The sequence below is a fragment of the Luteolibacter sp. Y139 genome, assembly GCF_038066715.1.
GTDB classification, from domain to species: Bacteria; Verrucomicrobiota; Verrucomicrobiia; order Verrucomicrobiales; family Akkermansiaceae; genus Haloferula; species Haloferula soli.
Genome location: NZ_JBBUKT010000005.1, coordinates 322070 through 346001, shown reverse-complemented (window position 1 = coordinate 346001; position 23932 = coordinate 322070). Strand labels below are relative to the sequence as shown.

The window sequence follows — 23932 nt, the reverse complement described above, 5'->3', positions numbered from 1 at the left end:
TCTAACTGCGATAGCTCGCCGTCGGCTCCGGCACCCGCGTCATCAGGTGGACCAGCACCCCGGTCACCATCACCACCGACAACGGCAGCAGACCTTCCCGCAGCGTTGGCCCCACAAAAATCCGCGTCGCCTCCGGCAGTCCACCCACCGGCCACGTCGTCGCCTTGAAAATCCCCACTCCCACCACCCAGCCCAGGTGCAGCCCGATCGGCAACCACAGCGACGCCGTCCTCACCCGCGCATATGCCAACACCAGCCCCACCGCCATCAACACCGTGAAGCTTGATGCCAGCTCCATCGGACTGCCGAAGCGCGCGAAGATCTGGCTCAGCAGGAAAAACCCCGCCGACGATGCCTCCGGATCCGGGATCTTCACCTGCACCGGCGGCTGCAGGAAGTGCACGAACGCAAACAGGAACGACAGCGAGAACACCGCTGGCGTCACCCGCATCGCCCGCAGGAAAATCCCCAGCAGCACCCCGCGGAAAAGCAACTCCTCCACCAGCGCCACCACCACCGCACCGGGGATCACCTTCTTCAGCGACTTCGCCCAATCGATCGCCTGCGGCACCTTGTTCACCACCCCTCGCGTCGATTCCGTCGCATCCTTCCACACGAAGCACCCCGCCTGCAGCATCAGCCAGCCCGACAGCAGCAACAGCCCACCCGCCAGGATCAGGCCGGTCGCCAGTTGCAGCCACCCATACGGATTCCGCCGCAGCGGCTGCCCCCGATCCGCCACCACCACATTGTCCGGCAGCCGCAGCGACCACGGTGTGTCACGATAACTCCCCGGCGCCCGTCCCAACCGCAGCCAAGCCGTCAGCGGAAACAACAGCACCAGCGCCGACAACATCAGCGCGCGATCGAAGAACTTCGGAAAGTCCGCCCGCCCCGCCGCCTCCGCCACATAGCGGATCATCCCATTCGTCTGCTTCTCCGCCGTCACCTCCGCCAGCCCCTTCCCCAGCTGATAGAGCCACGGCGAAATCACCGCCGCCAGAATCAGCGTGCCGGCCACATAGGCGAAGATCTTCAAGACATCACTCTGCTGGCCGTGTCGCACGGACCGCAGGCTTATCCACCCCACTGAAACTTCCAAGCGCCAAGTAATAGCGGAACGACGAAGTCGTTCCGCCCTAAGGAGTGTCGACGTTCCGTCGACACGAATGTAGCGGCGCGTCTACGACCGTCGCTGACTCGCGGCCACAAGCCGCATCGTGAGACTCCCTCTCCTCTCCCGGAAACACCTCCACCTCTCCACCCTCCCAAAACCCTTCTTCCCCAGATTGAAACCCACCTCCCACCCTGCTATGTCATCAACCCAATAACCCAAAAGCTGCCCATGGCCTTCTCCTCTCTCCGCATCATCACCTTCGCCGCGCTCGCCTCCAGCTTGTCCCTCGCCTTCGCAACCCCCTCAGCCCCCAACCCGAAAATCCCTCCCCAAGCCGGCGTCTCCATCGAAGTCCAACGCAGGACCACACCCGCAACCGCCAAGCTCACCAACGACACCACCCGCGAACTCACCTTCCTCCTCTACAATACCGACAAGTTCAGCCTGAAACCCGGAGCCAGCAAAAGCGTCCCTCTCCCAAAGACCGACAAGATCGATAAGGTCGCCAAGATCGACCTCCGCATCTTCGAGCCACTCACAGGAGGAGAACCGGTTCAAAAGAAAGGAAAGTTCCGCCAGATCTTCAGCGGCAAGCTCGCCGCGGACGATACCGACCACCTGATTCCCCTCACCTTCGACAAGCCGGATCCAAAGCCCCAAGCACAGCCGTAGCCCGCAAGACCAAATCCCACGTGCCCGGAGGACCGGGGACTCACTCAAGCCCCAAGCCCTCCGGGCGTCATGTGCAGTGCAGGGAAACCTCGTAGAACCAAATCCTGCCTAACAAACAAAACTGCAGGAACGACCATCATGCCACGCCGCCCCCGGCCCTTGTGTCAAAAGGAGGTAAAAAGTTAGCCACCCTCCCTTGAGCCCTTGAAAAACCACGCACCCTCGCCCAGATAAGATAAGCCGGAATCCGACCACCGCGTGCCCAACCGCCCTGACCTCAAGCAGACCGAGAACGACAGCGCCGAAGTGCTGTCCCTCGCTCGCCGCCGCTGGTTCGCCATCGCCTTGTGCGTCCTCTCCATGACCGTCGGCGCGCTCACCTTCTCGCTCAGCTTCCCCCAGACCGGCCCCACCCAAAGCGCCCACGTCCTGACCCACATCTTCATGGGCCCCTTTTGCCACGCCTCCTACTTCCCGTGGTTCAGGCCGGTGCCGCGCGTCGTCATCCCCTGGGCCGCCGTCCTGCTCCTCCTGTCCCATCCCCTCTTCCCCCGCCCCCTCACCGTCATCACCACCCTCATCGGCGGAGGCCTGTGGTGGCTCATGGGCTGGTACTGCATTGCCGTCGTGACTTGAGGCGGCTGGAAGGATGATGAAGCAGACCAGCGATGTCTTCGTTCAGAAAACGGAGGAGGGTAGCCGGAGATGGCCCCATCTTGATCACGGTGGCGAAATCTTCCAACGACAGTGCTGATATCGGCAGACAGCATCCACCCACCTTCTAGCGTTTGCTGCGCTCCATGATGTGGAGAAAGTCGTCAAGCTGGCCTTTGACAGCCCCATGGGGAGAGGAGCGCAGAACTTCCAAGACCGGCTTAAGCTCTTCGAGATCCAAGTACCCAGCCATGGTTACCGCATAACCTTGGATACTTGGCTCGCCGCAGGTCAGCATTTCGAAGACGATCCATCTCATCGGTTTCAGATCGAGCTCGCCTGCTTTGGGCGCCTCGATGAATTCCTCGCCTTTGATCGGCGAACCTCGCCTCGAAAGCTCAAGACCCGACACAATCTTCTCGATCGCTAAGCCTGCATAAACCTGAGAAGATCGTTCACCATTCCGGAGAACAGGCACAAGAAAGGGAATGGCGGATGGATCTCCGAGCTCTCCAATTGCCTTAAGAGCCGGAACCCTTTCCTCCGGAGCTTTCCCGAGCTTTTCAATCAGCGCTGGATAACCTCGAGCAAATTCACCGGCCGGAAGCTTTTCAATGAGGTGAAGGTATTCTTGGAGCCATTTGAGTTTCGTTGCGGCATCTGGCTCAGGAAACGTTGGCCTCTGATTCTCAAATCCGGCAACGACGATTTGTGCCGATGCTGAAGCCCACAGGGTAGCGACGCAAAACAACGCTCGGAAAACGGCAGTATTCATCTTGCTGAGGGCGCGACGGAAGCCACATCAAACCTTGGCGATTTCTGTCGGTGGGAGCAAGCTTCGAGACGGAGCGAAGGAGGTCGGGTAACGTCGAATGGCTCAGTAACTCAAACATCTGCATCGCCGTCGTGACCTGATCTGAGGCGCTCACCTCACTTCTTCTCCCACGCCTTCACCCAATCGATCTCGAACTTCTGCGGATACACCTTCGGATCCGCCTCGCCTCCCCACGCCCCTCCGATCGCAAGATTGAGCATCAGGTAAAACGCATCCGCCTTGCGAAACGGATTCTCCGCCCCCTTGCCAGCCACATCCAGCTCGATGGTCTTGTAAGGCTTCCCATCGAAGAGAAAACTGAAGCTCTTCTCATCCCACTCGAGCCCATAAACATGGAACTCGCTGTGCAAGGTCTCCGAGCGAGTGTCCCCGCCGACCTGCCCGTGTTCGCCGGTCCCCGGCTTTGCAAAGTGGATCGTCGCATGAACCACCCCCGGCTCATGGCTCACGAATTCCATGATGTCGATCTCGCCGCACACCGGCCAATGCCCGCCGTTGTTGTCACCCAGCATCCAAATCGCCGGCCACACGCCCTTGCCCGCCGGCAACTTCGCCCGCACCTCCACCTTCCCATAGTGAAAGGCCTTCAGCTTCTTCGTGATCAGCGCCGCCGAGGTATACTCCGCCTCCTTCCGCTTCGTGATCCAGTTGTCGGACCCCTCCTTGAAAAAGGCATTCGCAAACGTCTCATGCCGCGCCTCGATGATCAGGCTCCCATTCTCCACCCGCGCATTCTCCCGACGATCCGCCGTGTAATACTGCAGCTCCTCATTCCGCACGAAGCCCTTCTCATACGTCCACTTCTTGGCATCCGGCGCCCCCGCATGATCGAACTCATCCGACCAAATGAGGCGCCAGTCGGCGGCATGAGTGGAAAGAGCCAGACCGAGAAGGCAGAAGATGGATTTCATATGGGTTCAGGTAGGAACGCGGCGATGGAAGGACTTCTTCCGACTCTCTCTTACTTCTTCCTTTCGTCGATTTCGACACTTTCGTTGTCGATCCCTTCACCAGCCAAGGGCCTTCACAACCCCAGCTCCTCCCGCAGCGACTCGAACAGCCGGTCACGCGACTTCGCCATCACTGCGGGTGTCTTCGTCCGTGGCTTGCGTGCCGACCTCGCGGACACCTCCGAAGACCTCGGCTTCATCTTCATCTTCATGCGCGGTGGCTTCGCCTTCATCAGGGGTTCGTGGAAGTAGTGCCCGCCGTCTTCCGGCTGTCAGGAAGCTCCTCGCCCGACGACTCGATCCAGTGCTGGATGAAGAACTTCTTCTCATCCGTCAGCAGATGATTCGACCGCCCCAGGATCGGCCGCAGCGAGGTCGTCATCTGCAGCGTCACCAGCAGGAAGATGATGCTCCACACCGAGAACGGCCCCTTCGAAACCGCACCCGTCGAGCTCACCGCATTCCTCAGGAATCGCAGCCCGAAGATCAGCGCGATGAACCACGCACCCAGCGACAGCACCCCCATGAAGCCCAGCGAATTCGTCGCCTGCGTGAAGATCCACACCGCCGGCGCGAACCCTAACAGCAGCAGCCCCGCCAATGCCAGCATCCCGGCAAAGGTCGCCGCCAGCTGCGACGCCCCCGCCTGCGATCCCGCCAGGCACGAGAAGATATACAGGCTCGGATAGCAGATCACTCCCGCGATCAGCAGCCCCGCCGTGATCTTCACCGGAGCCGCCCACATCTGCGTCCCCATCGCGAAGCTCCCCAGCACCGCACCGAATACGATTAGCGAGAGCACCGCGATGATCAGGAAGGGAACGAACGCCCCATGCCCCGGATCGGCCAGCCGCCCCACCAGCGCCCGCGGACTTCGCAGCAGCGCCTCGAAGAGCGCGCGCATGTCCAGCTTCTCGGGCAATGGCGGCTCGACACGGGGAGCCGGTGCTTGGGCTTGTGCCCCATAGGGCGAGTGAGGCGGCGGAGCCGGCGCGAAGGGCGGCATCGGATTCTGGCTATCTTGGTTCATGGTCTTACGAGTTGAGTTCTGGGAAAAAGAGTGCGGAGGATCGGCAAGGCGATCACCACGAGACCTAACAGCAGCCCCGCGATCGCGAATGCGGCATTGCCATGGGTGCTTTTGTTGAGCGAGCTCCAGACGGCTTCATAAAAGCTGCCGCGCATCGGAAACGGCCGGAAGAACTGCACCACCAGTCCTGGCGTCCCAAAGAATGGCCGCAGGATCCACGAGAACTGCGCACCGAGAAATCCATTCCCCGCCAGCCACGCCAGCATCGTGATCGTGGCCACACCCTGCGAAGGACAACGCTGCCTCAGGATCCGATAAAGCGTCAGCGTCCCCGCAATCCCCGCCACCGCCACCAGGAACACGTGAAACAAAAGATACCCCGCATGCGCCGACAAGGCCTGCGGCGACTCCGGCGACGGCGCATTCAGCGCCAGCATCAGCGTCACCGGCGCCAGCGATCCGAGCAGCAGTGCCGACACCGCGAACGCACTCAGCAGCGCGAGCATCGACTGCCTGAATCCAATCCCACCTAACAGCACGCCCAGCAGCCCATTCAGCATCCCATTGCAGCCAAGCGTGCACGCCACCAGCAGCGGCATCTTCAGCGCCACATAAACCCCCATCAGCGGCGAGCGCCAATAGCCCGTCGTGAATCCATAAGCCGCCAGCGCCACCGCCGCCAAACCCGCAATCCGCGCGATCTTCCCCGGCGTCGGGTCATCGAGCAAGTCGGCTTGCGGCTGCAACAGGCGGCGGATCACGCTGAGAAGAAAAATCCCCGCCCGTGAACCACCGATGAACGAAACATGAATGTCCCCCGAAGATTCATCGAAAAGCCTCGCAGAAAGGGCAAATCTCTCTTCGTAGCGGAACGACTGCGTCGTTCCGGCTTCTAGCGCTCCGCTTCACCAACCCACTCCCGCCAACTCTCCGTAGGCGCGTTCGTGAGAAATCAGGAGCAACGTGAACCGCCTGCTACTCTCAATCCTCTTCATGGCGGAACTACGCACCGGCACTCGCTAATCCACACAAAAAAAGCGCGGCCACGAATCACCCGCAGCCGCGCCTCAAGAATCAAATCAAACCCACCCTCAATTCGCCAGATACCCCGAAACCCCCTCGTGGTCCGGCGTCATCGCCTTGTCCCCACGATTCCAATCCATCGGGCAAACCTCACCAAATTGCTCGAAGTGCTGCAACGCATCCACCAACCGCAGCGCCTCACGGATCGACCGCCCCAGCGGCATGTCATTCACCACCTGGTGACGCACGATTCCCTCCCTATCGATCAGGAACAAACCGCGATAGGCTACCAGCTCACCCCGCACCACCAGCGTCCCGTTCTCATCAATGTCGTAATCACCCGCCAGCACATCATACGCATCCGAGATCGTCTTGTTCACATCCGCCACCAGCGGATACGTCACCCCCTCGATGCCACCCTTCGCCTTCGGCGTCTGCAACCAGGCCCAGTGCGAAAACTCCGAATCCGTCGAGCAACCCACCACCGCCACATCGCGCGATTCAAACTCCTCGATCTCCTCCTGGAAACGATGCAGCTCCGTCGGGCACACAAACGTGAAATCCTTCGGATAGAAGAAGAAGATCACATACTTCTTCCCCAGGAATTGATCGAGCGAGAACCCCTCGATGATCGTGTTTGCGACAACGGCCTTGGCAGTGAACGACGGCGCTTTCTTACCTACGAGAACGGGCATGGTGTGTGGCGATTTGTTTGTTAGAGAATGAATGGAATGGAAATCCGGGCGGCCCGGTAGCCGCACCCCACCCGCCGGGCAACCCTTTTCCAGAAAGAGCTCCGCCCAAGTGGTCGAAGACCCGGACTGCGGCAGCCCTGCTGCCGCTCAATGCCAGCAGCCCTGCTGCGGGGAAGCACCCATGTGCAATCTCGCCACCTCTCCCGTCCAATCGATCCGGCCTCCAGACTCACGCCATCAACATCTCCGATACCCAATCTCTCACCTCTTCAGGGCCAACGGCCCGGCCAGCCCTCAGCCCAGCCCATCGGGCTGGGTTTCCGGCACACAACCAACGGCGGCCTGAAGGGCCGCGAGACGGGTCGAGCCCGCAATCGCCACGAAAGATGGATCCGCCATTCATCGTCCGAACAAAATCAAACAACAGCGCCCGGCGGACCAACATTGCCCCCGGACTCAAAACCCGCTATTCTCTAACGCCCTGAAAACGCTGACCGACCATGAATGCACCGAGTGGCTCGCTGCCAAGGGCCTAACGGAGAACCCTTACCGCCTGCCCAACCGTGGAGAAAGCCCCTACCTTCAGCTCCCCTTGCGCCCTCATCCCATGGCGCTCCTGCGAAACCTCGTCCTCCTCAACGAACCCTTCCAATCCGCCCTGCTGCACATCACCGACTGGGCCCACTACACCCCTGACCAGATGGCGATGGTCACTCAGCTCCGGAAAGCCAGCAGCGAAGAACGACGGATCATCGACACCCCGGGACACCTCTTCCATGGCGAGGAAAGCGACCTGCTCGCCGGATGGATGGGTCTCGTCGCCGCCTACGAATGGACGGCATACGTTTACTTCGACCATGGGCTCACGCTTCTCTTGTGGGAGGGCCAACTAATGGACCTGTGGTGCGATGACACCGAGCGATTCCATCGCAACCAGGACATGCTGAAAGCATGGCTCAGCCCGAAAGAAGACCCCGGTTACCCCCTCAAACCTCCTCCGCCGGCACCACCTCAATCTTCACAAACCCCCGCTCCCCACTCTTCGCAAAAACAAACTTCACCTCCATCGTCCCACTACTCCCCGCCGACGTCGTCAGCGTCCCCTCCGCCACCCGCCACGTCTTCAGATCCTCCGACACCATCACCTTCCACCGCGTCCCATCGGACAGCTGATAGGGGTTCGAACTCACAAACAAATCAGACGCGATCGTGAACCTCGCCGCCACCGAATTCCCCTCCGGCCGCAACGTGATCGGCACCGGCCGCGACGCCGCATCCGTCACCGATGAACCATGGAACCTCTCGATCAAATCCACAAACCCATCACCATCCCCATCATAATCCTCCGGCATGGAGGCTTCCTTGCTCACCGCCGCCACCGGCTTCGCCAGCTGCAACAACGTCACCGGCCCCTTGTAAGCCCGCGACTTCAGCGCCGCCTCCACGGCACCCGGCGAAAGCCCCGGATCCAGCGATAGCTGAAGCAACGCCGCCCCGCTCGCATACGCCGCGGAAGCACTCGTCCCATTGATCAAATCATACGTCCCCTTCTGCGGATCCGCATACCGCAGGGAACGAACACTGTCCCCCGGCGCATAGACATCCACCGCCGGCCCATAGTTCGAAAACGTGGCCCGCTCATTCGCCGTCCCGCTCGCCCCCACACAAATCACCCCATCCATCGTCCCATAGCGCGCCGGCAAGTACGTCGATGCCGACTTGCCATCATTCCCCGCCGAAACGATCACCACGATCCCCGCATCCACCGCCTTCTGCAGCGCCATCCGCACGATCGTGCTATCCGCCGATGCCGTCGACGAACTCGCCAGGCAAATCGTAGCCGGCTGCGATGGCTCATTCTCCTCATGATGATCCACCGCCTCCAGGATCGCATTCGCCAGCAGTCCCGAGGTCGAGTTCCCCTTCGGATAGATGTCCAGATTCAGCATCCGCACCGGCGTCCGCGTCACCGCACCTGTCTCCGGCCCCGCGATCAGCGACAGCATCCGCGTCCCGTGCTCGAACTGCGACGACACCGTCGGATCACCCGACCCACGAATCAGCACCGTCCCGTCATTCGTCAGCTTGTCATTCGCCGCGAACCAATTCGCCACATGCTTCACCGCCGTATCGATCAGATAAAGCCGCACGCCCTTCGTGCTCGCCACCGGCTCGTAGTCCACCTTGTCCTGCGGCAGCGCCTTGTTAGACGCATCCGCCATCCGCGCCAGCGCCCATCCGCGGTCGGCCAGCTTCGGCTCGATCTCGATCTCCGGCTCCGCCACCACCCCACCGATCGCGCGCAGCAGCGCGATCTGTTCCTTGGTCGCATAGCCAGTCACCGCACTGCCAAGCAGCCCGTTGTTCACATCCACGTAAGGCGAGATCCCCAGCGCACGCAGCAAGTGCCGCAACACCGGCAAATCTAACAAATGAGGCGAAGCCGGATCATTCCGGAACACCCAGTGGCTCAAGCCAGCCGCCTTCCGCACCGACGAAAGAAACATCGATCCACCGCTCCCGGGCGTCAGAGGCGAAAGCCCACCCAGCGAAAGCAAGCCACCCGAGCAAGACCCGCCCAGCATCGCCATCCCCGGCACTGCCGCACACACCGCCGTCGCGCTCTCCTTACCCTCGCCCGTGCCACGCTGGAAATCGAACACCTTCCCCGCCTGATCCACCGCCACCAGCGCCACGTCTTGCACGAAGTCCTGCGCATCCAGATCCGGAAAAGCCCAGCGCCCATTCAGCTTCGCACCCACCCACGCATTGCCCTCCGCATCCAGGTCGAATGATCCCACCACCATGTCGGCGATCGTCTCCGGAGTGCCCAGGTCGGATTTCCACTCCGTCGTGCCATCGCGGCGGAGTCGTGTCAGGAAGCCGCGCACCGGGTTTCTGCCCGGCGCACGATTCGCCGCCACCCACACCGCGCCATCGCTGCCCACGCGCAGCCCCGCCGCCTTGCAGGCAGCACTGCCTTCCACCGCGAAGGATTGAAGCGTCGACCCATCCAGCGGAGACAGCCGGCTCACCTTCAGGCTCCCGTCACCCTCCGCCGACTTCGCCAGCACCTGAATCCCGCCGGGACCCAGATCGATGTGCGAAGCCGCCATCGATCCCGCAGGCAGCGATGCCATCCATCGCGGCATCCCACCCGCGGAATATGCCGCGCACAGGCAACCGCCACCCGTCACAAAAACCTGATTCGCCCCGAATGAAACCCCGGTCGGCAGGATCCCCTCCGTAATGAAATACCCCAGCCACACGCCGGCCGCCGGATCCAGCCGCGCCACAAACCCACGCGGATCCCTCGGCCCGATCGGCAGCACCAGACCACCGAACACCGGCGGCCCCTCCGACACTCCGCACACGAAAATCTCTCCCGACGGCCCCGCCGTCGCCAGCCCCGTGATCCTCACCCCGCCCGTCGAACGGATCGTCGCCGACCAATCCAACTTCGTCCGCTTCCCACTCGCATCATCCGAGTAGCGCAGCACCGCCGCCGTCGGTGCCGTCAGGCTATCCAGCAAAGGTAGCCCCGCCAGATCCACCGCGCCCTTCATATTCACCGCCGCAAACGCCGGCGGAGCCTCCCCTGCCTGCCGCGGAGCCCGGATCGCCACCACCTCCGCCGTCCCGCTCCCACCCGAGCCCACCAGCGAATTCCACGTGAATTGGCTGCCCCAGCTCGTCCCTCCCAGCAGCGGGAGCACGACGAACAGCAGCAATCGCAGAAGCGTGACGGGGGATAATTTCAAGGGGGCGACCGGGGGATGAAGGTCAGGGAAACCTGATATTTGGGTGCCCGAAGCATTCCACAATTCCGCCCCGAAAGAATCACGTGATCGCGGAAGGCCGGATTACACGTAGTTGCATACCCTGTTAGAACCCCGCAGACCCATCCCATCTCCAGCCCCAAAGGGGCGAAATCCCTCAGCCCAGGGCAACGCCCTGGGTCCCCGCACCCAAACCCACCGTGCCCTGAAGGGGCACCATACGATCGAGCCACATCCACCCATCGCCTCTCACCCTGACCTCCACAAGCGCACTCGCCTTCCCACATGGCCGCAGCCAAAGTAGCGTGTGAACCTAGGAACTCAGCCTCCATCTCACACCCCGCTGACCACTACCCTTCAAACATTCGCCCAAGCAACGGAGCCCAAAACAATGCCCCGCAGACCCGCATTCACCCTCCTTGCCACCCTGGCGGTTTGCTCATGTGCGTCCCCTAAGCCCGCCGAGCCAACGATCTCCCCGGTCCATCACCATCCCACCATCGCGACCGCGACAAAGCCACGCTTTCACATCGAAACGACCGGACTCGAAGGCGACGCTCCCTCTCCCCACTACTGGATCGTAACCAGCACCCACCGGGTCCCCCTTCCCGACCTCCCGCATCCGGACGCCACCACTTGCCCGGGCGCGAACTTCACCATCTCGCCCGACCAGCAATGGATCTTCGCGGATGAAAAACTCTATCACCGGGCGAACGAGGTTTGGCTCCTTCACCGGGATTCGGAGCTACACTACTCATTGGTGGGCACCCCGACATTTGGACGTGCCGCTCTCGACTACTTCACGCGAGCGACTGGCAAGCGTCTCCCTTCGGACTACTACTTTATCACCAGGATCGGCCCATGGCCCGACCACGGCAACCGCATCCGACTCACCCTCTATTCAGACGACTGGCTCGATACCGCCCTCTGCTACGACCTCAAGACCCGGAAGTTCTCCATCTCCGATGATCAGACGACCACATACTACTAACGGGATGGAGACAACCAACCCACGATAGGCCGCAGAACCAGGAAACCACAGCACCGATGACACCGCCAACTGAACCCATCCGGTGGACAGGAGACTTGCAGGATGACTGCACCGCCATTTGGGGTGGCCTCATGCTTCGGGCCGAAGAGATGGATCGCAACATCTGGTGGTGGGCCGTCTCTGATGACGAGGGACGCGGGGACGAGATCCGATCATCGAATCATGAAGATCGCGAGTGCCGCACCGGCCCCATTGCTCGCCAACGGGCGGAAGAATGCGCGCGGGAATTTCTCAGCTCCGCACTCCCGAAGAAAGAAGACGACCGGCAATAGACCTGCAAGTTGACTTCGGACTCGCTCTCGCCGGTGCATCCACTCTAGCATTTTGCAAAAATGAAGATCGCCACACTTGTTGCGATTGGCGTCATGGCGGCGATGCCCTCGTGTCGTCGATCGAGCACACCGCCCGTCTCGCTGAAGATGGGCGACACCATGGAGAGCTTCGAAGTGGGAGCAAGGTGGTCAGATACGCAGGATCGCCTGGTTGCAGCCCTCCTTCCCCTTTGGGATGGCACGCCCCGGGGCGTATCCGCGGAGTTTCAGATGACCCGCACGATCCCCCGCGAGGTCTCGCCATCCCGTTCCGGCACGTGGAGTTCGCCCAAGTGGCGATTCTTTAGGGATCGCAATGGACGATCTGGAATCGAACAGATGGAGGATTCAGGGCCGGCCGAGATGATCTCGGAGCCAACGGTCGAATGGAGGCAGGTTGAGGCATACCTCAAAAGCCAGTTGTTAGAGGCATCCCGCGTCGGCGGCACAGGTGGAGAACAAAACGGCGGCGGACAATCGGCCACCAGCCCCGGGCCAAAATGATTCCCCCGCTCGCCCGGATAACAAACACTATTAGGCTGTGATCGCGCAAATGACTGATACGGAGGCTAGAGTAGTAGCAGCATGGAAGGAGGCAGCAGCCGATCTGGGAATTCGGTTCACCTCACCATTTGTCGTCGCTGCGCAGGACGGTCGCAGTCACGAGTATCTCGGGTTGGTTCATCAGTTCGGACGCCGCATCGGTGCGGTCATCTCCGTTCTTCACGAGCCGTCCGAACAAACACCGCGTCCCGCTGTGGACGAGTATTACTGGTCTATTCTCGGTCCAGCCTACGCTCGATACGAGCGGCAGGACTTCATTGATACCTTGGACGACTGGCAGTTTTTCGGCTCGGACGCAGAGCATCCTTCGTGGTATTCAGGGAAGAGTTGGACATGATCAGGCCCCCCAACCATGCGCTGTAGCAAACCCGGCCATCGCGCTCTGGTTGCAATCGTGTCGGTCGCAGTGGGTGCGACCAGTTTGCTTCTTATCGGGCGTCAAAAACCTCTCCCGGAGATCCCGCAATCCGAGCGATTCTCCGCGATGATCAACAGGCGAGACACTGGCGCCATGCCTAGTCTCAAGGGCAAGACGAAGAACGAAATTCGTGGCATCCTGGGTGATCCCCAGAATGAGGATGTCGAGCGCGAGGTGTGGATTTGGCTTAACGATTGGGAGGGCTACAAGACCAGGGGATTGGCACGGGATTGGAAGACGATGGCGACCCATTCTCACGCTGACGGGCTCTGGATCGGCTTCGGCTCTGATGGCCGAGCCTCAACCTTCCTCTACTCCCTATCCGCTGCGCAGCCACCCAATGCTCATTAACAGATCACGCGGCGGACTTCAGTTCTCATTCGGCTCGAATGCCCCCTTTATCAATTCTCCACGTCTGTTACTTCCACGAACGCTTCACCCTCCAATCGGAACGATTGGACGGAATCGTCTTTCTCGCGAGGAAATGCCCTTCCAACTACGGCAAGTTCCCAACCGCCTACACTGGTCTCTAGCGATTGCTTTCCAAAGCGGACGGTGGCTTCGCCAAGCCGCTTCATCTCTACCTCCTTGAGCCTGAGCGAAAGCGCCCCGTTCAACTCACGCAATCTCGCCTTCCGCGATAATTCCCACCGTTTTCCAGCCAACTGGTATTCCCGGTATTCAAGAAAGAATTCGTCGACTTGTACAACCACCGCCGCCTTGCTTCCTCCAAACCTCACAGCAGCGATCCTTATCAACGCGGCACCCGGCACTTCCACCTCCAAGGCTTCCTCCCCACTCACGCTCGGTGCCCAGTCTCTTTTCAATGCGAACACGTTGGTCTTCTCCCGGGGTGCTTCTTTGATCTTCTCGACGGAAACCGCATCCGCATCCCCGAGGTCGTGGGGCACTTGAGTTTCGGTCACTTCCACAACCTTCTTTCCCTCATCGCATCGAAAGACAAACTCGCTTCCGTGCTGCCAGATTTTCCCGCCGGCTGACAAACCGAACCGGACAAGATAACCACCACCTCCGGACCACACCATCGGCTCTCCAAGCCGATAGATCGCAGCGAAGGCCATGGCCAATTGGGAGGCTTCGTTTTCATCGCGCAAATGGACATCCGCCTTCTTGCATAGCTCGGCAAATCCGCTGCGGTCGCCAGACATCGAGATTACCACCCTTGTGTCTTCATGGGAGTAAATCACGAATTCCAGCCGGGCTCCATGCTCGGTCACTGGATCCACGATGACTGAAGCCGAAGTCCGAACGAATCTCGCGTGCGGAAACAACCGGGTAAGACTCGGATCCTCCACGGCAGCGACCTTATTGATGCTGAGCGAGGCTTTCCCAAACATACCCCCCAACGCCTCCCTTGCCTCTTGGCGCATTGCGGCACGCTCTCCCTCTTCGGCCTCAACTGCCGACAAGAGAAGGCCGACCAAAGGGATCAGCGCAAGGTATCGCGTAGTGAACATCCTGCCCCATCCTAGCGGAAGGCAGTGAAAACCCTCGTAAAAACCGGGTAAAGTCTCACCGACCGCACACCCCCATTCGCCCCTTTCCTCCTCCCGGCCGACTGATCAGCCGCTTCCCCCTTGCCTTTCCCCCGACAATGCACCGTCATCCCCGCGGTCATGTCCGCCCTGCTTTCCGCCAATGAACTCCGCCTCTCCTACGGCTACCAAACGCTGCTGGATGGCGTCACCCTCGCCGTCTCCGCCGGCGAAAAGGTCGGCCTCGTCGGCCGCAATGGCTGCGGCAAGACCTCGCTCCTGAAAATCCTCACCCGCTCCCAGCAGGCCGACTCCGGAGAAATCTCCCTCCGCCGCGCCCTCCGCATCGGCTACCTCCCCCAGGAGTTCGAGCTCCAGCCCGAGCTCAGCGTCCACGAAAACATCTCCGCCGGTGCCGCCGATGTCGTCGAGGCCATCCGCCGCTATGAAGACGGCGATGGCTCGGAAGCCGAGCTCTCCGACCTCCTCCACCTCATCGATCACGCCGACGGCTGGAACCTCGACGCCCGCATCAAGGCCACCGCCACCGCCCTCGGCACCCCGCCACTGGAGGCCACCGTCGGCCCACTCTCCGGCGGCGAAAAACGCCGCGTCGCCCTCTGCCGCGCCCTCGCCTCGCAGCCCGATCTCCTCCTGTTAGACGAGCCCACCAACCACCTCGACGCCGACTCCATCCGCTGGCTGGAAGACTTCCTCAAGACCTACGCCGGCGCCGTCATCTTCGTCACGCACGACCGCTACTTCCTCGACGTCATCGCCACCCGCATCATCGAGATCGACAACGGCAAGGCCTACTCCCACCCCGGCAACTACACCGCCTATCTCGAATCGAAAGCGGTCCGCCAACAGATCGCCGAGCAAACCGAACGTCGCCGCCAGCGCTTCCTTCGCGAGGAACTCGACTGGGTCCGCTCCGGCGTCAAAGCCCGCGGCACCAAGTCCCGCCACCGCCTCGACCAGTTCTACGAGATCGAGGGCATGGAAGCCCCGCCCGAGGAACGCGAGATGGACCTCCTCATCCCGCCCCCACCCGAGCTCGGCAATACGGTCGTCGAACTCGAAAGCGCCGGCGTCAATGTCGGCACAGCATCCTCACCCCGCTGGCTCTTCCGCCATCTCAATCTCAAGCTCGAAGCCGGCCAATGCACCGGCATCGTCGGCCGCAATGGCGTCGGCAAAACCACCCTCCTCAAGGTCTGCCTCGGCCAGATGGACCCCAGCGAAGGCACCGCCACCGTCGGCAAGAAGGTCCGCATCAACTACATCGACCAGACCCGCATGGCGCTCGATGCCAAGGGCTCCCTGTTAGACGAAATCTCCGACGGCAACGAGAAGCTCCAGTTCGGCGACCAGACCCTCGGCGCCCGCGCCTACCTCCGCCGCTTCCTCTTCGACGACCGCCGCATCAATGAACGCGTCGACCTCCTCTCCGGCGGCGAACGCGCCCGCCTCATGCTCGCCAAGGTCCTCAAGACCGGCGGCAATCTCCTCGTCCTCGACGAGCCCACCAACGACCTCGACCTCCCCTCGCTCCGCATGCTGGAGGAAGCCCTCGCCGACTTCGATGGCTCCGTCCTCGTCGTCTCCCACGACCGCTACTTCCTCGACCGCATCTGCGACCAGATCATCGCCTTCGAAGACGGCGGAGTGAAAGTCCAGCCCGGCAACTACTCCTACTACCTCGAGAAGCGCCAGGCCCGCGAACAAGTCGAACGCCTCCACGCCCAAGCCGCCGCCCGCGACGCCGCCGCCCGCCAAAAGGCCGCCGCCCCCGCTTCTAACAAGCCCCGCAAGCTCACCCTCTCCGAGCGCAAGGAACTCGAAGGCATGGAAGAAACCATCCTCCACGCCGAAGAAGCCGTCGCCGCCCTCGAAGCAAAACTCGCCGACCCCGAGTTCCAAAAGAACTACGCCGAAATCCCCGCCACCGCCGCCAAGCTCGACGAAGCAAAAGCCAAGGTCGCCAAACTCTACGCCCGCTGGGAAGAGCTCGAAGCCCTCAGCGCCGCAAGCTAACCGGCCGCAAAGTCAGCACAAAGCTGCTTCAGGCCAAGCGCCCATAGTGGTCCGCACTCTCCGAGTGCGGCACCGAAGCACCGGGTGGCCCGAAACACTCGACGCCCCTGAGGAGGGGGGACACTCCTGTCCCCCCGTCAAAAACCCGTGACGACAAAAGTGTCGTCACTCCTCCGGCAAGAATCGCATCAACCCCTCTGCGTCCCTCCGCGACCTCTGCGTCTCCGCGGTAAACGCCACCACCCCTTCACCTCCCAAACAAAGCCTCCCTCAACATCGGCTTCCCCTGCTCCGCATTCCAATACCCGAACCCCGCCTTCCAGTCCCACATCGTCCACGGCATCCCCCGCTTCTCCGCCGCCATCCGGAAGTCCCGCACATACCGGCTCCGGCTCGCCGCATCCGCCTCCTTGTAGCAGCCGAACTCCCCCACATGGATCGCCCGCCCGAAGTGCTTCGACCACTCCGCCGCATCATCTAACAAAAGCTCGAACGTCGCCGCCGTACAAGGATTATCCGTCCCCTTCCGCGTATTGTACGCCTCCAGCCAAGCCACCAGCCCCGCATTCCCCTTCAGCGAATCCGGCACACTCACCGGCACCGCCGGCGGCCCCGGGTACGAGATCCCTCGTAGATCCTGAAACCCCACCCACCCCGCCCGCTGGTGGGTAAACTGGAACGGCTCATAACTATGGATGCTCGTGATAATGCGATCATCCCCATCCGGCAGGAAAAACCGGTCCAACCCCGGCACCGATGCCCACTGCGGAGGATCCGCCACCAGGATCCGCTGCGGACTAACAGAACGTATCGCAGCAATCGCCTGCGCATGCACCTTCGTCAGCGCCTCATAATCCAGCGCCCCATTCGGCTCATTCAGCAGCTCCAGATACAGCCCCGCCGGGTAATCCTTGAAGTGCGTCGCGATCGCCTTCCACCCCTTCGCAAACGCATCCCGATTCCCCTCCGGATCCTTCTCCAGCGCCCCATAGTGATGCCAGTTCAGGATCACGCTCAGCTTCCGCTCCATCGCCCGCTTCAGCACCGGCTCCAGCACCGCCAGGAACTCCGGCTTGATCTTCCCATCCTCCAGATAGAAGTGCCACGCCACCGGCACCCGGATGTGATCGAATCCCTGCTCCGCCACCAGATCGACATCCTTCACATCATACGTGATCCCCCACGTCCCCGGCTCCGCCTCCCACCCATTCCCAAAGTTCACCCCCCGCTTCAACTTCGCCGCCGCCTTATGCGCCGGCGTATCGCCGGAAAGGATCTTCGGCTCCTTGAAATCCGGCACCGTCGCCGCCCGCGCATGAAGTGTTAGAGTCACCGGCACCCCCGCCTTCACCCCCAGCTTCCCCACCAGCGGCCGCCCATGCCACGAAGCCGCCACCCGCTTCCCCTCCACCGCCTCACGACCTGTTAGAGGCCACTTGTCCCCCGCAGGATACGGCCGCCACGGCGACTCCCACCCCACCGGCTTCCCCTCCGCCTCATCTTCAAAACTCCCATTCGCCAGCACCGCCCCCTTCGCCGAAAGATCGTCCCACAGCACCTCCATCTGCCGCAGCACCCCCGGCCGCGCCTCACCCCACGGCCCATTCAGATCCAGCTCCATCGTCCCATCGTGCGCCGGCGTGAACTTCACCACCACCTCCCGCCACTTCCACCACGTGATCGGAAACGAAATATCCGTCAGCCGCGCCCGCTTCTCCGGCGTATCCTCATAGTTCCCCGGCAAGCACTCGCCGATCGAAACACTCGCCTCTTTCAAAGGCGCCGCCTCCCCCGGCACCCGCAAAAACAACCGCGCATGCGAAGGCTGGAAAGGCACAAACTCCTCCGCCCCCAGCGGAGCGACCAGAGCCAACAAAAGAACCAAGCGCGAGAACATCAGCGGCAATACGAAGGAAACATCCATAGGCTGTCCGGGAATTCGAACACGCCCAGAATGAACGAGATCCCCAGCCTCGGAAACCCAATCGACTGGCCCCCACCCTCTTCTCCGCGCTTCCACTGCGACCTCTGCGTCTCCGCGGTTCGTTTCCCCCACCAGTCCCGGGCTGTTTCACTGGTCACTGATGACTGATGACTCGGCACTTCATCACCCCAACTTCCCCGCCACCGAAATCACCTCCTCCACCACTCCCTTCACCGACTTCACCGCCGACTCATCCGTCAGCTTCCCTCCCTCATCAAATTTCCCATAAGCCCCGCTCAGCGCGAACTGCTTCGGCACCACCAGCACCCCGATGTTCCCCAGGATCGACCGCAAGTGCACAAGCCCCCGCAATCCCCCCAGCGCCCCCGGCGAAGCCGATAGCAAACCCGCCACCTTCCCCCGATACGCCGCCAGCGACGGCTCATCATCCGTCTCCTGACGACTCACCCAATCGATGAAATTCTTCATCAGCGGCGTCACCGACGAATTGTATTCCGGCGAAACAAACACCACCGCATTCGCCGCCAGAAACTTCGCCTTCAGCCGCTTCGCCGCATCCGGCAATCCCTCCGCGTCTTCCAGATCCCCATTGAAAATCGGCAGCTCATAGTCCGCCGGATCGATCAAATCCACCTCCGCACCCGCCTCAGCAGCGAGCTGCGCAGCCAGTCCAGCCAGCTTGCGGTTCACGGAATCACGGCGGGCACTGCCCGGCAGAATCAGGAGCTTGGTCATTGCCCCAACCTGCCCCGTTTTCACGCGAAGGAAAGGGGATCTTGCGACACCCGTCACTGGCTGTTCGCCGTGTTCTGCGCCGCCAATTTCTCCATTACCACCTTCCGCTGGAAGGCAGCAAAAGCATCCCACCCGTACATCGCCCGGATCCGCTCCGCCGCCGCCGGCTCCGCCTCGGCCCACCGCTCCGCATACGCCGGATCATCCTGCGCCAGCTCGTTCACACCGGCCTCCTGCTCGAAGGTCTGCCGGATCGCCTCCATCGTGTCAGCCGGCACCTGCGGAGCCACCGCCGCTGCCACCTCGTCATCGATCAAGTGACTGATCGGCATCTCCGGCGGGCGCGTGATCACCGGCTTCGAAGCCGGAGGCGTCGCAGAAACCGCAGAAGGCCCAGCCGCTGCCGGACTCGCCGCAGCAGCATCACCCGTCGCGTGATTGCCCACTCCTCCATGGCCACCCTCAGCCGAAAGCACACCCATCCCGGAAGCCACCGCACCGGAACCACGGGAAATCTCACCGCCCTCTTCGACAAACGAACCATCACCACCGGAAACCCGTTGCCGTCGATTGTTAGAGCGGACACCAGCCCTCTGCTGGCCCCGCTCCTCGGAAAAATTGTTAGAGCCACTGGACTCCTGTTGCGCCACCGACTCCCCCAGCCCGGAAGGCACACTCCTGTCCCTCACCTTGGTAGGCTTGGACGCCTCCAACGCTTCACCCCCATCCGCGGAAACACCGCGCATCCCCTCACCCACCTTCACCCCCTTGGAAGAACTGCCAGCCGATTCCATCGCCACAGCCTCCTCATGCGAGGAAAGCACTTCACCCTTCTGCTTCCGCAGCAGCAGCGGAATCGCCACCAGCGACAGCAGCACCAGCGCCACGATCTTCAGCCATCCTGAGCGTCCCATGCGTGAGTCAGTCGTCTTCATCGAATGAATCAATCCTCGTTCACAAACAGCCTGCTGAAACCAAATGGCGCTTCCGCCAGGAGGAAGCGGAAGCGCCATGGAGATCAGGCGGACAGCGTCCGCTCGATGGATATTAGTCGCCCAGGGTCGAACCGATGAGCGTGCCGTCCGAGATACGGGACACCTTCATGTCGGTCAGCTTCACGTTCGGGGCAGCCACGGTGCTGACGATGTTGTCGCGGATCGCGTTGACCTTGGTCAGGTGCGTGCCGGTCAGCGTGGAGCGGTAGAACATGTGCTGGTAGCCCCAGAAGCTGTACTTGCCTTCGCGCACGTTGTTGTCGCTGTAGTCGACACCGTTCCACTTGAGGCGCTTGCCGCCACCGGTGACCACGGTGTTGCTGTCGTTGATGCCGAGGTAGCTCACGTAGTAGCCGCCGAGCGTCGAGAAGGACTTCGCAGCCAGGGCCGAGCGCAGGTTGCCGCCGGAGGTGTAGCCGTTGTTGCCGGCGTCATAGGCGATCGGGGTCACCTGGGCAGGCCAGATCTGGTGGCTCTGGATCACGTCACCGGTGATGGTGCCCGGCTGGTAGTGCACGGCGGAGGCGAACACGCCTTGGCCGGACTCGGCAGCGGCGGTGATACGGGTGCCGGACTCCGGGTCACGGCCGGTCGCGAAGACGAAGGAAGCATTGTCAGCCGGCAGACCGGTGAACATCGACAGCGGCAGCGAACCGTTGGAGAACAGCGCGCGGGCCAGCAGCGGGGTCATCGCGTCAAGCTCGGCAGGAGCACCGTCGTTGGCCACCCAGGTGAAGGGAACCACGGCCACCTTGTTGTCCACCAGCGTCGGGGTGGTGTAGATGGTGGAAGCTTGGAACACGTCCGACATCGCGGCGTCAGCCACCAGGTTCTCGGAGGTCACCAGCACGCCGTTGCCGTCCACCGGCACGCTCGCGGTGCCACCCACGGTCTGGGTCTGGCTGCTCGGGATCACCTTCACGGTGTTGCCCTGGGCCACGTCGCGGATGCCCGCGGCGGAACCGGTCCAGGAGGTCTTCACGATCAGCGTGTTTTGGTTCGGGCTCACACCGGTCACTTCGGTGAAGATCGCGTAGGTGGCGGCGGTGATGTCCGTGCCGGAGTAGGCGAAGGTTTCACCGGTCATCGTCGCTTGGATCGCGGCGTGGGCAGCGGAGCGGAAGGCGGTGGAACCGGTGAGCACGATCGTGGTCGTGGTGTCGGCGGAAGCGACCGCAGCGAGGCCAAGGCCGAGAGCGGTAGCGAGGATGGAGTGCTTGGTGTTCATGGTTGTCGGGGTGGTTTTGAGTTTGAGGGGAGTCAGGGTCTGTGTCGTTTTTGATTTCAAGCGGAGCGGCGGCGGCGGAAGACGAGGAGGACGGTGCCCAGGCCAGCCAGTGCGGCGGACGTGGGTTCCGGGACGAAGGTCAGCGTGCCGTTGGAGGACAGCGAGAACTGGCCTTCGAACGAGCTCGACGACGTCGCCGAGAACACGCGGAAGAGGCTCAGCGTCTGGCTCGTGGTGCCTTCGATCTGGGAGAAGGCACCGTAGTCCAGAACACCACCACCGCTGTTCACACCGCCGGGTGCCAAGTAGCTGTTCCAGCTGTTGGCATCGCCGGAGCCTTCCGAGGCAGCCACGGAGCTGTTCCCGGTCGACTGGTAGTTATCAAAGGTGCCGCCCATCGCGACCACCTTGTTGGCCACATCACCACGCTGCGTGGCATTGAGGCCGGCAGGACCCACGCCCGCGTCACCGGTGGTGACCTGCGGCTGGGACACGTAGAGCACGCGGCCGATGTCGCCATTGACGGTCTCGCTGCTGATGTTGCTCGAGGTACCGATGATGCCCCAGAAGAGGTCATTGCGCGTGTTCCAGTTCGCGCCGTAGATGGCCGCGAGATCGGTGCCGATGTCGCCGATGCTCACCGTGCCCGTGTTGACGTCGTCGCGGTAGTTGGAAGCCGCGCCGAGGTTCACCACGTAGACGGTGCTGGAGCCGGTTCCGCTGGTGGCCTGGAAGCCCATCAGGAGATCGCCCTTGGAGTAAGTGACGAGCGCGGCATTCGCCGTGGCAGCACCGACGGCACATGCCGCGGCGAGCGTGAGGAGGGATTTGACCATGGGAGTTTTCATTGTCGTGTTAGGAGTCTTTCTTCTGTTGGAGGACTGGGGCGTAGGCAGTGGCTTTCGCCCGCAGCGTGCAGAAGCAAAGGCTTTCTTCCGTGTCAGCCAACGGCATCACCGCGACGATAGTGTCACGGGCTCTGCCAGAGGCCTTTAGCCCATCAGGGAGTGACCAGAAGACGGATGAAGTGCTTCGTCAGTCCGGTAGGCACGGTGTAGACCACCGAGTTCGCATTGTAGACCGCACCGGAGGGAGCATTCGTCCACGTCACGAGGTCGGTGGACACCTGCACGAAGACCGAGCTCACCGTGCGATCGGTCGCGCGGTTCCAGGTGATCGTGTGGTCGAGTGCGATCTGCGGATTCGCAGTGAAGCCGCTGCCGCTCTGGCCCATGAAGAATTCAATGCCGTTCGGCACGCCATCACCGTCGAAGTCGAGCGTGTCGCCTTGGTTGTTCACGTTGGTCGCCGCCCACTGTGCGTAGGTGGTTCCCGTCGCAGCTGCTGGCACGAAGGTCACCACGCCAGCCGCGCTGATCGTGAAGTGGCCCTCATAGCTTCCAGCGGTGGAAGCCGCGATGCGGAAGAGGCTCAGCGATTGATTCGGCAGCGCTTCGATGTCGGAGAAGGCGTCGAAGTCGAGAAGACCCGCGGTCTGCGGACCAGGAGCCATGAAGGCAGCCCAGCTCGAAGCATCGGACGTACCTTGGGAAACCGCGAAGGCGCTGTTCGAAGACGCCTGATAGGAGCGGAAGCCCGAGGTGGTGGAGGTCATCTGCTGCATGTCGGTGGCGACTTCACCACGGATCGTGCTGTTCAGTCCGCTCCAGCCGCCTTCGGACGTGCCCGGGGTGACTTCCATGCGCGAGGCATAGATCACCTTGGCCACATCGCCATTGACCGGAATCGCATTCGAGGAACAACCGGCGATGCCCCAGAAGAGGTCCGTGCGCGTGCGCCAGTTCGCTCCATAGATCGCGGCGAGGTCAGCTCCGATGTTCCCAAGCGTCGGCGTGATGTTGCTCGTGGCATCGCGGTAGCTGGCAGCGCTGCCGAGATTCACGACGTAGGTGTCAGCCACTCCATCGCCACTGGTGGCGTGGAAGCCCATCAGGATGTCGCCTTGGGCAAACGTCGGTGCAGCGGCATGAAGAGCGGCCGGCGCAAGGACCGTCGCAAGTGTTAGAAAGAGTTGGATTGGTTTCATGTGCGGTGTGGGGAGTCGGGTCTGAACGGGCGAAGGCTAGGACCTTGTTCCCGCTCGTGAAGGGTTGAGGTCTTACGGATTCGTCACATTCGCCGGTGACAATCACGGACACCTAACCGATCCCCGCAGGTGACGGACCCGACACATTCCGTGCACGCGAAACAGTGGAGTGTTGTAGTCCAACGCGCCGCGTCGAACGCGGAGGATCGATCCACACATCAAGCGCGGATGATAGATCCACTCATCATCTCACGACACAAGTGACGAGATCGACAAGGACCTCCATTCAAGTGACGCCCTCGTGACACCAGCCGGTCACGCAGCCATTGTCCACGGCCTCGCACGACCTG

The 23932-nt window shown here is 61.9% G+C and carries 23 protein-coding genes; 8 read left to right on the top strand and 15 right to left on the bottom strand.

Annotation, left to right across the window (positions count from 1 at the left end; translation table 11 throughout):
• Nucleotide 1: 1 nt before the first annotated feature.
• The gene (locus WKV53_RS15200; RefSeq protein ID WP_341405623.1) at nucleotides 2-1066 is read right to left on the bottom strand and encodes a CPBP family intramembrane glutamic endopeptidase; all 1065 of its coding nucleotides are present in this window, start codon (nucleotides 1064-1066) and stop codon (nucleotides 2-4) included.
• Nucleotides 1067-1345: 279 nt separating this feature from the next.
• Here WKV53_RS15200 and WKV53_RS15195 point away from each other — a divergent pair, with 279 nt between their 5' ends.
• Together WKV53_RS15195 and WKV53_RS15190 are read left to right on the top strand one after the other, a co-directional pair.
• On the top strand, nucleotides 1346-1789 hold the full coding sequence (locus tag WKV53_RS15195) for a hypothetical protein (RefSeq protein ID WP_341405622.1): 444 nt from the start codon (nucleotides 1346-1348) through the stop codon (nucleotides 1787-1789).
• Between the two features lie 258 nt (nucleotides 1790-2047).
• Entirely contained in the window at nucleotides 2048-2425 is a 378-nt protein-coding gene (locus tag WKV53_RS15190; protein ID WP_341405621.1) for a hypothetical protein, read from the top strand.
• Nucleotides 2426-2570: 145 nt separating this feature from the next.
• Here the strand turns inward: WKV53_RS15190 and WKV53_RS15185 are convergent, their stop codons facing one another.
• Nucleotides 2571-3218 (bottom strand): HEAT repeat domain-containing protein, encoded by a 648-nt coding sequence (locus WKV53_RS15185; protein ID WP_341405620.1) that lies wholly within the window; start codon nucleotides 3216-3218, stop codon nucleotides 2571-2573.
• A gap of 155 nt (nucleotides 3219-3373) precedes the next feature.
• Entirely contained in the window at nucleotides 3374-4189 is an 816-nt protein-coding gene (locus WKV53_RS15180) for a glycoside hydrolase family 16 protein (RefSeq protein ID WP_341405619.1), read from the bottom strand.
• 24 nt (nucleotides 4190-4213) lie between these two features.
• On the opposite strand from WKV53_RS15180, the gene WKV53_RS15175 reads away from it, so the two are divergent.
• Complete coding sequence (locus WKV53_RS15175) at nucleotides 4214-4480, top strand: hypothetical protein (protein WP_341405618.1); 267 nt, start codon at nucleotides 4214-4216, stop codon at nucleotides 4478-4480.
• Here the strand turns inward: WKV53_RS15175 and WKV53_RS15170 are convergent.
• The 5 genes from WKV53_RS15170 to WKV53_RS15150 form a co-directional block, all read right to left on the bottom strand.
• Nucleotides 4461-5258: a hypothetical protein gene (locus WKV53_RS15170; RefSeq protein ID WP_341405617.1), complete on the bottom strand. Its 798-nt coding sequence runs from the start codon at nucleotides 5256-5258 to the stop codon at nucleotides 4461-4463. The genes WKV53_RS15175 and WKV53_RS15170 overlap by 20 nt on opposite strands.
• Nucleotides 5255-6019 (bottom strand): hypothetical protein, encoded by a 765-nt coding sequence (locus WKV53_RS15165; RefSeq protein ID WP_341405616.1) that lies wholly within the window; start codon nucleotides 6017-6019, stop codon nucleotides 5255-5257. Before WKV53_RS15165 ends, WKV53_RS15170 begins: the two co-directional genes overlap by 4 nt.
• Nucleotides 6020-6349: 330 nt before the next feature.
• Entirely contained in the window at nucleotides 6350-6976 is a 627-nt protein-coding gene (locus WKV53_RS15160) for a peroxiredoxin (RefSeq protein WP_341405615.1), read from the bottom strand.
• A 532-nt stretch (nucleotides 6977-7508) separates the two neighbouring features.
• A complete protein-coding gene (locus tag WKV53_RS15155) occupies nucleotides 7509-7835 on the bottom strand; it encodes a hypothetical protein (RefSeq protein ID WP_341405614.1) in 327 nt (108 codons plus the stop codon).
• 127 nt (nucleotides 7836-7962) lie between these two features.
• Nucleotides 7963-10737 (bottom strand): S8 family serine peptidase, encoded by a 2775-nt coding sequence (locus tag WKV53_RS15150; RefSeq protein ID WP_341405613.1) that lies wholly within the window; start codon nucleotides 10735-10737, stop codon nucleotides 7963-7965.
• Between the two features lie 409 nt (nucleotides 10738-11146).
• Between WKV53_RS15150 and WKV53_RS15145 the strand changes: the two genes are divergently transcribed.
• The 4 genes from WKV53_RS15145 to WKV53_RS15130 all read left to right on the top strand — a co-directional run bounded on the left by WKV53_RS15145 (nucleotide 11147) and on the right by WKV53_RS15130 (nucleotide 13450).
• Complete coding sequence (locus WKV53_RS15145) at nucleotides 11147-11746, top strand: hypothetical protein (RefSeq protein WP_341405612.1); 600 nt, start codon at nucleotides 11147-11149, stop codon at nucleotides 11744-11746.
• 392 nt (nucleotides 11747-12138) lie between these two features.
• A complete protein-coding gene (locus WKV53_RS15140; protein WP_341405611.1) occupies nucleotides 12139-12621 on the top strand; it encodes a hypothetical protein in 483 nt (160 codons plus the stop codon).
• Nucleotides 12622-12670: 49 nt separating this feature from the next.
• Complete coding sequence (locus tag WKV53_RS15135; protein ID WP_341405610.1) at nucleotides 12671-13018, top strand: hypothetical protein; 348 nt, start codon at nucleotides 12671-12673, stop codon at nucleotides 13016-13018.
• Nucleotides 13019-13033: 15 nt separating this feature from the next.
• Nucleotides 13034-13450 (top strand): hypothetical protein, encoded by a 417-nt coding sequence (locus WKV53_RS15130; RefSeq protein WP_341405609.1) that lies wholly within the window; start codon nucleotides 13034-13036, stop codon nucleotides 13448-13450.
• 50 nt (nucleotides 13451-13500) lie between these two features.
• Here WKV53_RS15130 and WKV53_RS15125 read toward each other — a convergent pair whose 3' ends face one another.
• The gene (locus WKV53_RS15125) at nucleotides 13501-14577 is read right to left on the bottom strand and encodes a hypothetical protein (RefSeq protein ID WP_341405608.1); all 1077 of its coding nucleotides are present in this window, start codon (nucleotides 14575-14577) and stop codon (nucleotides 13501-13503) included.
• Nucleotides 14578-14736: 159 nt separating this feature from the next.
• Between WKV53_RS15125 and WKV53_RS15120 the strand changes: the two genes are divergently transcribed.
• Complete coding sequence (locus tag WKV53_RS15120; protein WP_341405607.1) at nucleotides 14737-16632, top strand: ABC-F family ATP-binding cassette domain-containing protein; 1896 nt, start codon at nucleotides 14737-14739, stop codon at nucleotides 16630-16632.
• A gap of 247 nt (nucleotides 16633-16879) precedes the next feature.
• Here the strand turns inward: WKV53_RS15120 and WKV53_RS15115 are convergent, their stop codons facing one another.
• The 6 genes from WKV53_RS15115 to WKV53_RS15090 all read right to left on the bottom strand — a co-directional run bounded on the left by WKV53_RS15115 (nucleotide 16880) and on the right by WKV53_RS15090 (nucleotide 23582).
• Nucleotides 16880-18556, bottom strand: a complete 1677-nt coding sequence (locus WKV53_RS15115; protein WP_341405606.1) for a glycoside hydrolase family 5 protein — start codon at nucleotides 18554-18556, stop codon at nucleotides 16880-16882.
• Nucleotides 18557-18739: 183 nt separating this feature from the next.
• Nucleotides 18740-19312, bottom strand: a complete 573-nt coding sequence (locus WKV53_RS15110) for an NADPH-dependent FMN reductase (RefSeq protein WP_341405605.1) — start codon at nucleotides 19310-19312, stop codon at nucleotides 18740-18742.
• A gap of 53 nt (nucleotides 19313-19365) precedes the next feature.
• Nucleotides 19366-20247: a hypothetical protein gene (locus tag WKV53_RS15105; RefSeq protein WP_341405604.1), complete on the bottom strand. Its 882-nt coding sequence runs from the start codon at nucleotides 20245-20247 to the stop codon at nucleotides 19366-19368.
• Nucleotides 20248-20359: 112 nt separating this feature from the next.
• Nucleotides 20360-21535, bottom strand: coding sequence for a type 2 periplasmic-binding domain-containing protein (locus WKV53_RS15100; RefSeq protein ID WP_341405603.1), 1176 nt, complete (start codon nucleotides 21533-21535; stop codon nucleotides 20360-20362).
• Between the two features lie 56 nt (nucleotides 21536-21591).
• Nucleotides 21592-22383 carry a PEP-CTERM sorting domain-containing protein gene (locus WKV53_RS15095; RefSeq protein ID WP_341405602.1) on the bottom strand — a complete coding sequence of 264 codons (792 nt, stop codon included), beginning with the start codon at nucleotides 22381-22383 and terminating at the stop codon, nucleotides 21592-21594.
• A gap of 152 nt (nucleotides 22384-22535) precedes the next feature.
• Nucleotides 22536-23582 (bottom strand): hypothetical protein, encoded by a 1047-nt coding sequence (locus WKV53_RS15090; protein ID WP_341405601.1) that lies wholly within the window; start codon nucleotides 23580-23582, stop codon nucleotides 22536-22538.
• Nucleotides 23583-23932: the final 350 nt, after the last annotated feature.

Coding starts and splice junctions, on each gene's coding strand:
- WKV53_RS15125 (WP_341405608.1), bottom strand. CDS start 14,577: ATGTTCACTACGCGATACCTTGCGCTGATCCCTTTGGTCGGCCTTCTC.
- WKV53_RS15100 (WP_341405603.1), bottom strand. CDS start 21,535: ATGAACACCAAGCACTCCATCCTCGCTACCGCTCTCGGCCTTGGCCTC.
- WKV53_RS15155 (WP_341405614.1), bottom strand. CDS start 7,835: ATGGTCGAAGTAAACGTATGCCGTCCATTCGTAGGCGGCGACGAGACC.
- WKV53_RS15145 (WP_341405612.1), top strand. CDS start 11,147: ATGCCCCGCAGACCCGCATTCACCCTCCTTGCCACCCTGGCGGTTTGC.
- WKV53_RS15130 (WP_341405609.1), top strand. CDS start 13,034: ATGCGCTGTAGCAAACCCGGCCATCGCGCTCTGGTTGCAATCGTGTCG.
- WKV53_RS15105 (WP_341405604.1), bottom strand. CDS start 20,247: ATGAAGACGACTGACTCACGCATGGGACGCTCAGGATGGCTGAAGATC.
- WKV53_RS15120 (WP_341405607.1), top strand. CDS start 14,737: ATGTCCGCCCTGCTTTCCGCCAATGAACTCCGCCTCTCCTACGGCTAC.
- WKV53_RS15090 (WP_341405601.1), bottom strand. CDS start 23,582: ATGAAACCAATCCAACTCTTTCTAACACTTGCGACGGTCCTTGCGCCG.
- WKV53_RS15185 (WP_341405620.1), bottom strand. CDS start 3,218: ATGAATACTGCCGTTTTCCGAGCGTTGTTTTGCGTCGCTACCCTGTGG.
- WKV53_RS15170 (WP_341405617.1), bottom strand. CDS start 5,258: ATGAACCAAGATAGCCAGAATCCGATGCCGCCCTTCGCGCCGGCTCCG.
- WKV53_RS15175 (WP_341405618.1), top strand. CDS start 4,214: ATGGAAGGACTTCTTCCGACTCTCTCTTACTTCTTCCTTTCGTCGATT.
- WKV53_RS15115 (WP_341405606.1), bottom strand. CDS start 18,556: ATGGATGTTTCCTTCGTATTGCCGCTGATGTTCTCGCGCTTGGTTCTT.
- WKV53_RS15110 (WP_341405605.1), bottom strand. CDS start 19,312: ATGACCAAGCTCCTGATTCTGCCGGGCAGTGCCCGCCGTGATTCCGTG.
- WKV53_RS15095 (WP_341405602.1), bottom strand. CDS start 22,383: ATGAAAACTCCCATGGTCAAATCCCTCCTCACGCTCGCCGCGGCATGT.
- WKV53_RS15140 (WP_341405611.1), top strand. CDS start 12,139: ATGAAGATCGCCACACTTGTTGCGATTGGCGTCATGGCGGCGATGCCC.
- WKV53_RS15135 (WP_341405610.1), top strand. CDS start 12,671: ATGACTGATACGGAGGCTAGAGTAGTAGCAGCATGGAAGGAGGCAGCA.
- WKV53_RS15180 (WP_341405619.1), bottom strand. CDS start 4,189: ATGAAATCCATCTTCTGCCTTCTCGGTCTGGCTCTTTCCACTCATGCC.
- WKV53_RS15195 (WP_341405622.1), top strand. CDS start 1,346: ATGGCCTTCTCCTCTCTCCGCATCATCACCTTCGCCGCGCTCGCCTCC.
- WKV53_RS15160 (WP_341405615.1), bottom strand. CDS start 6,976: ATGCCCGTTCTCGTAGGTAAGAAAGCGCCGTCGTTCACTGCCAAGGCC.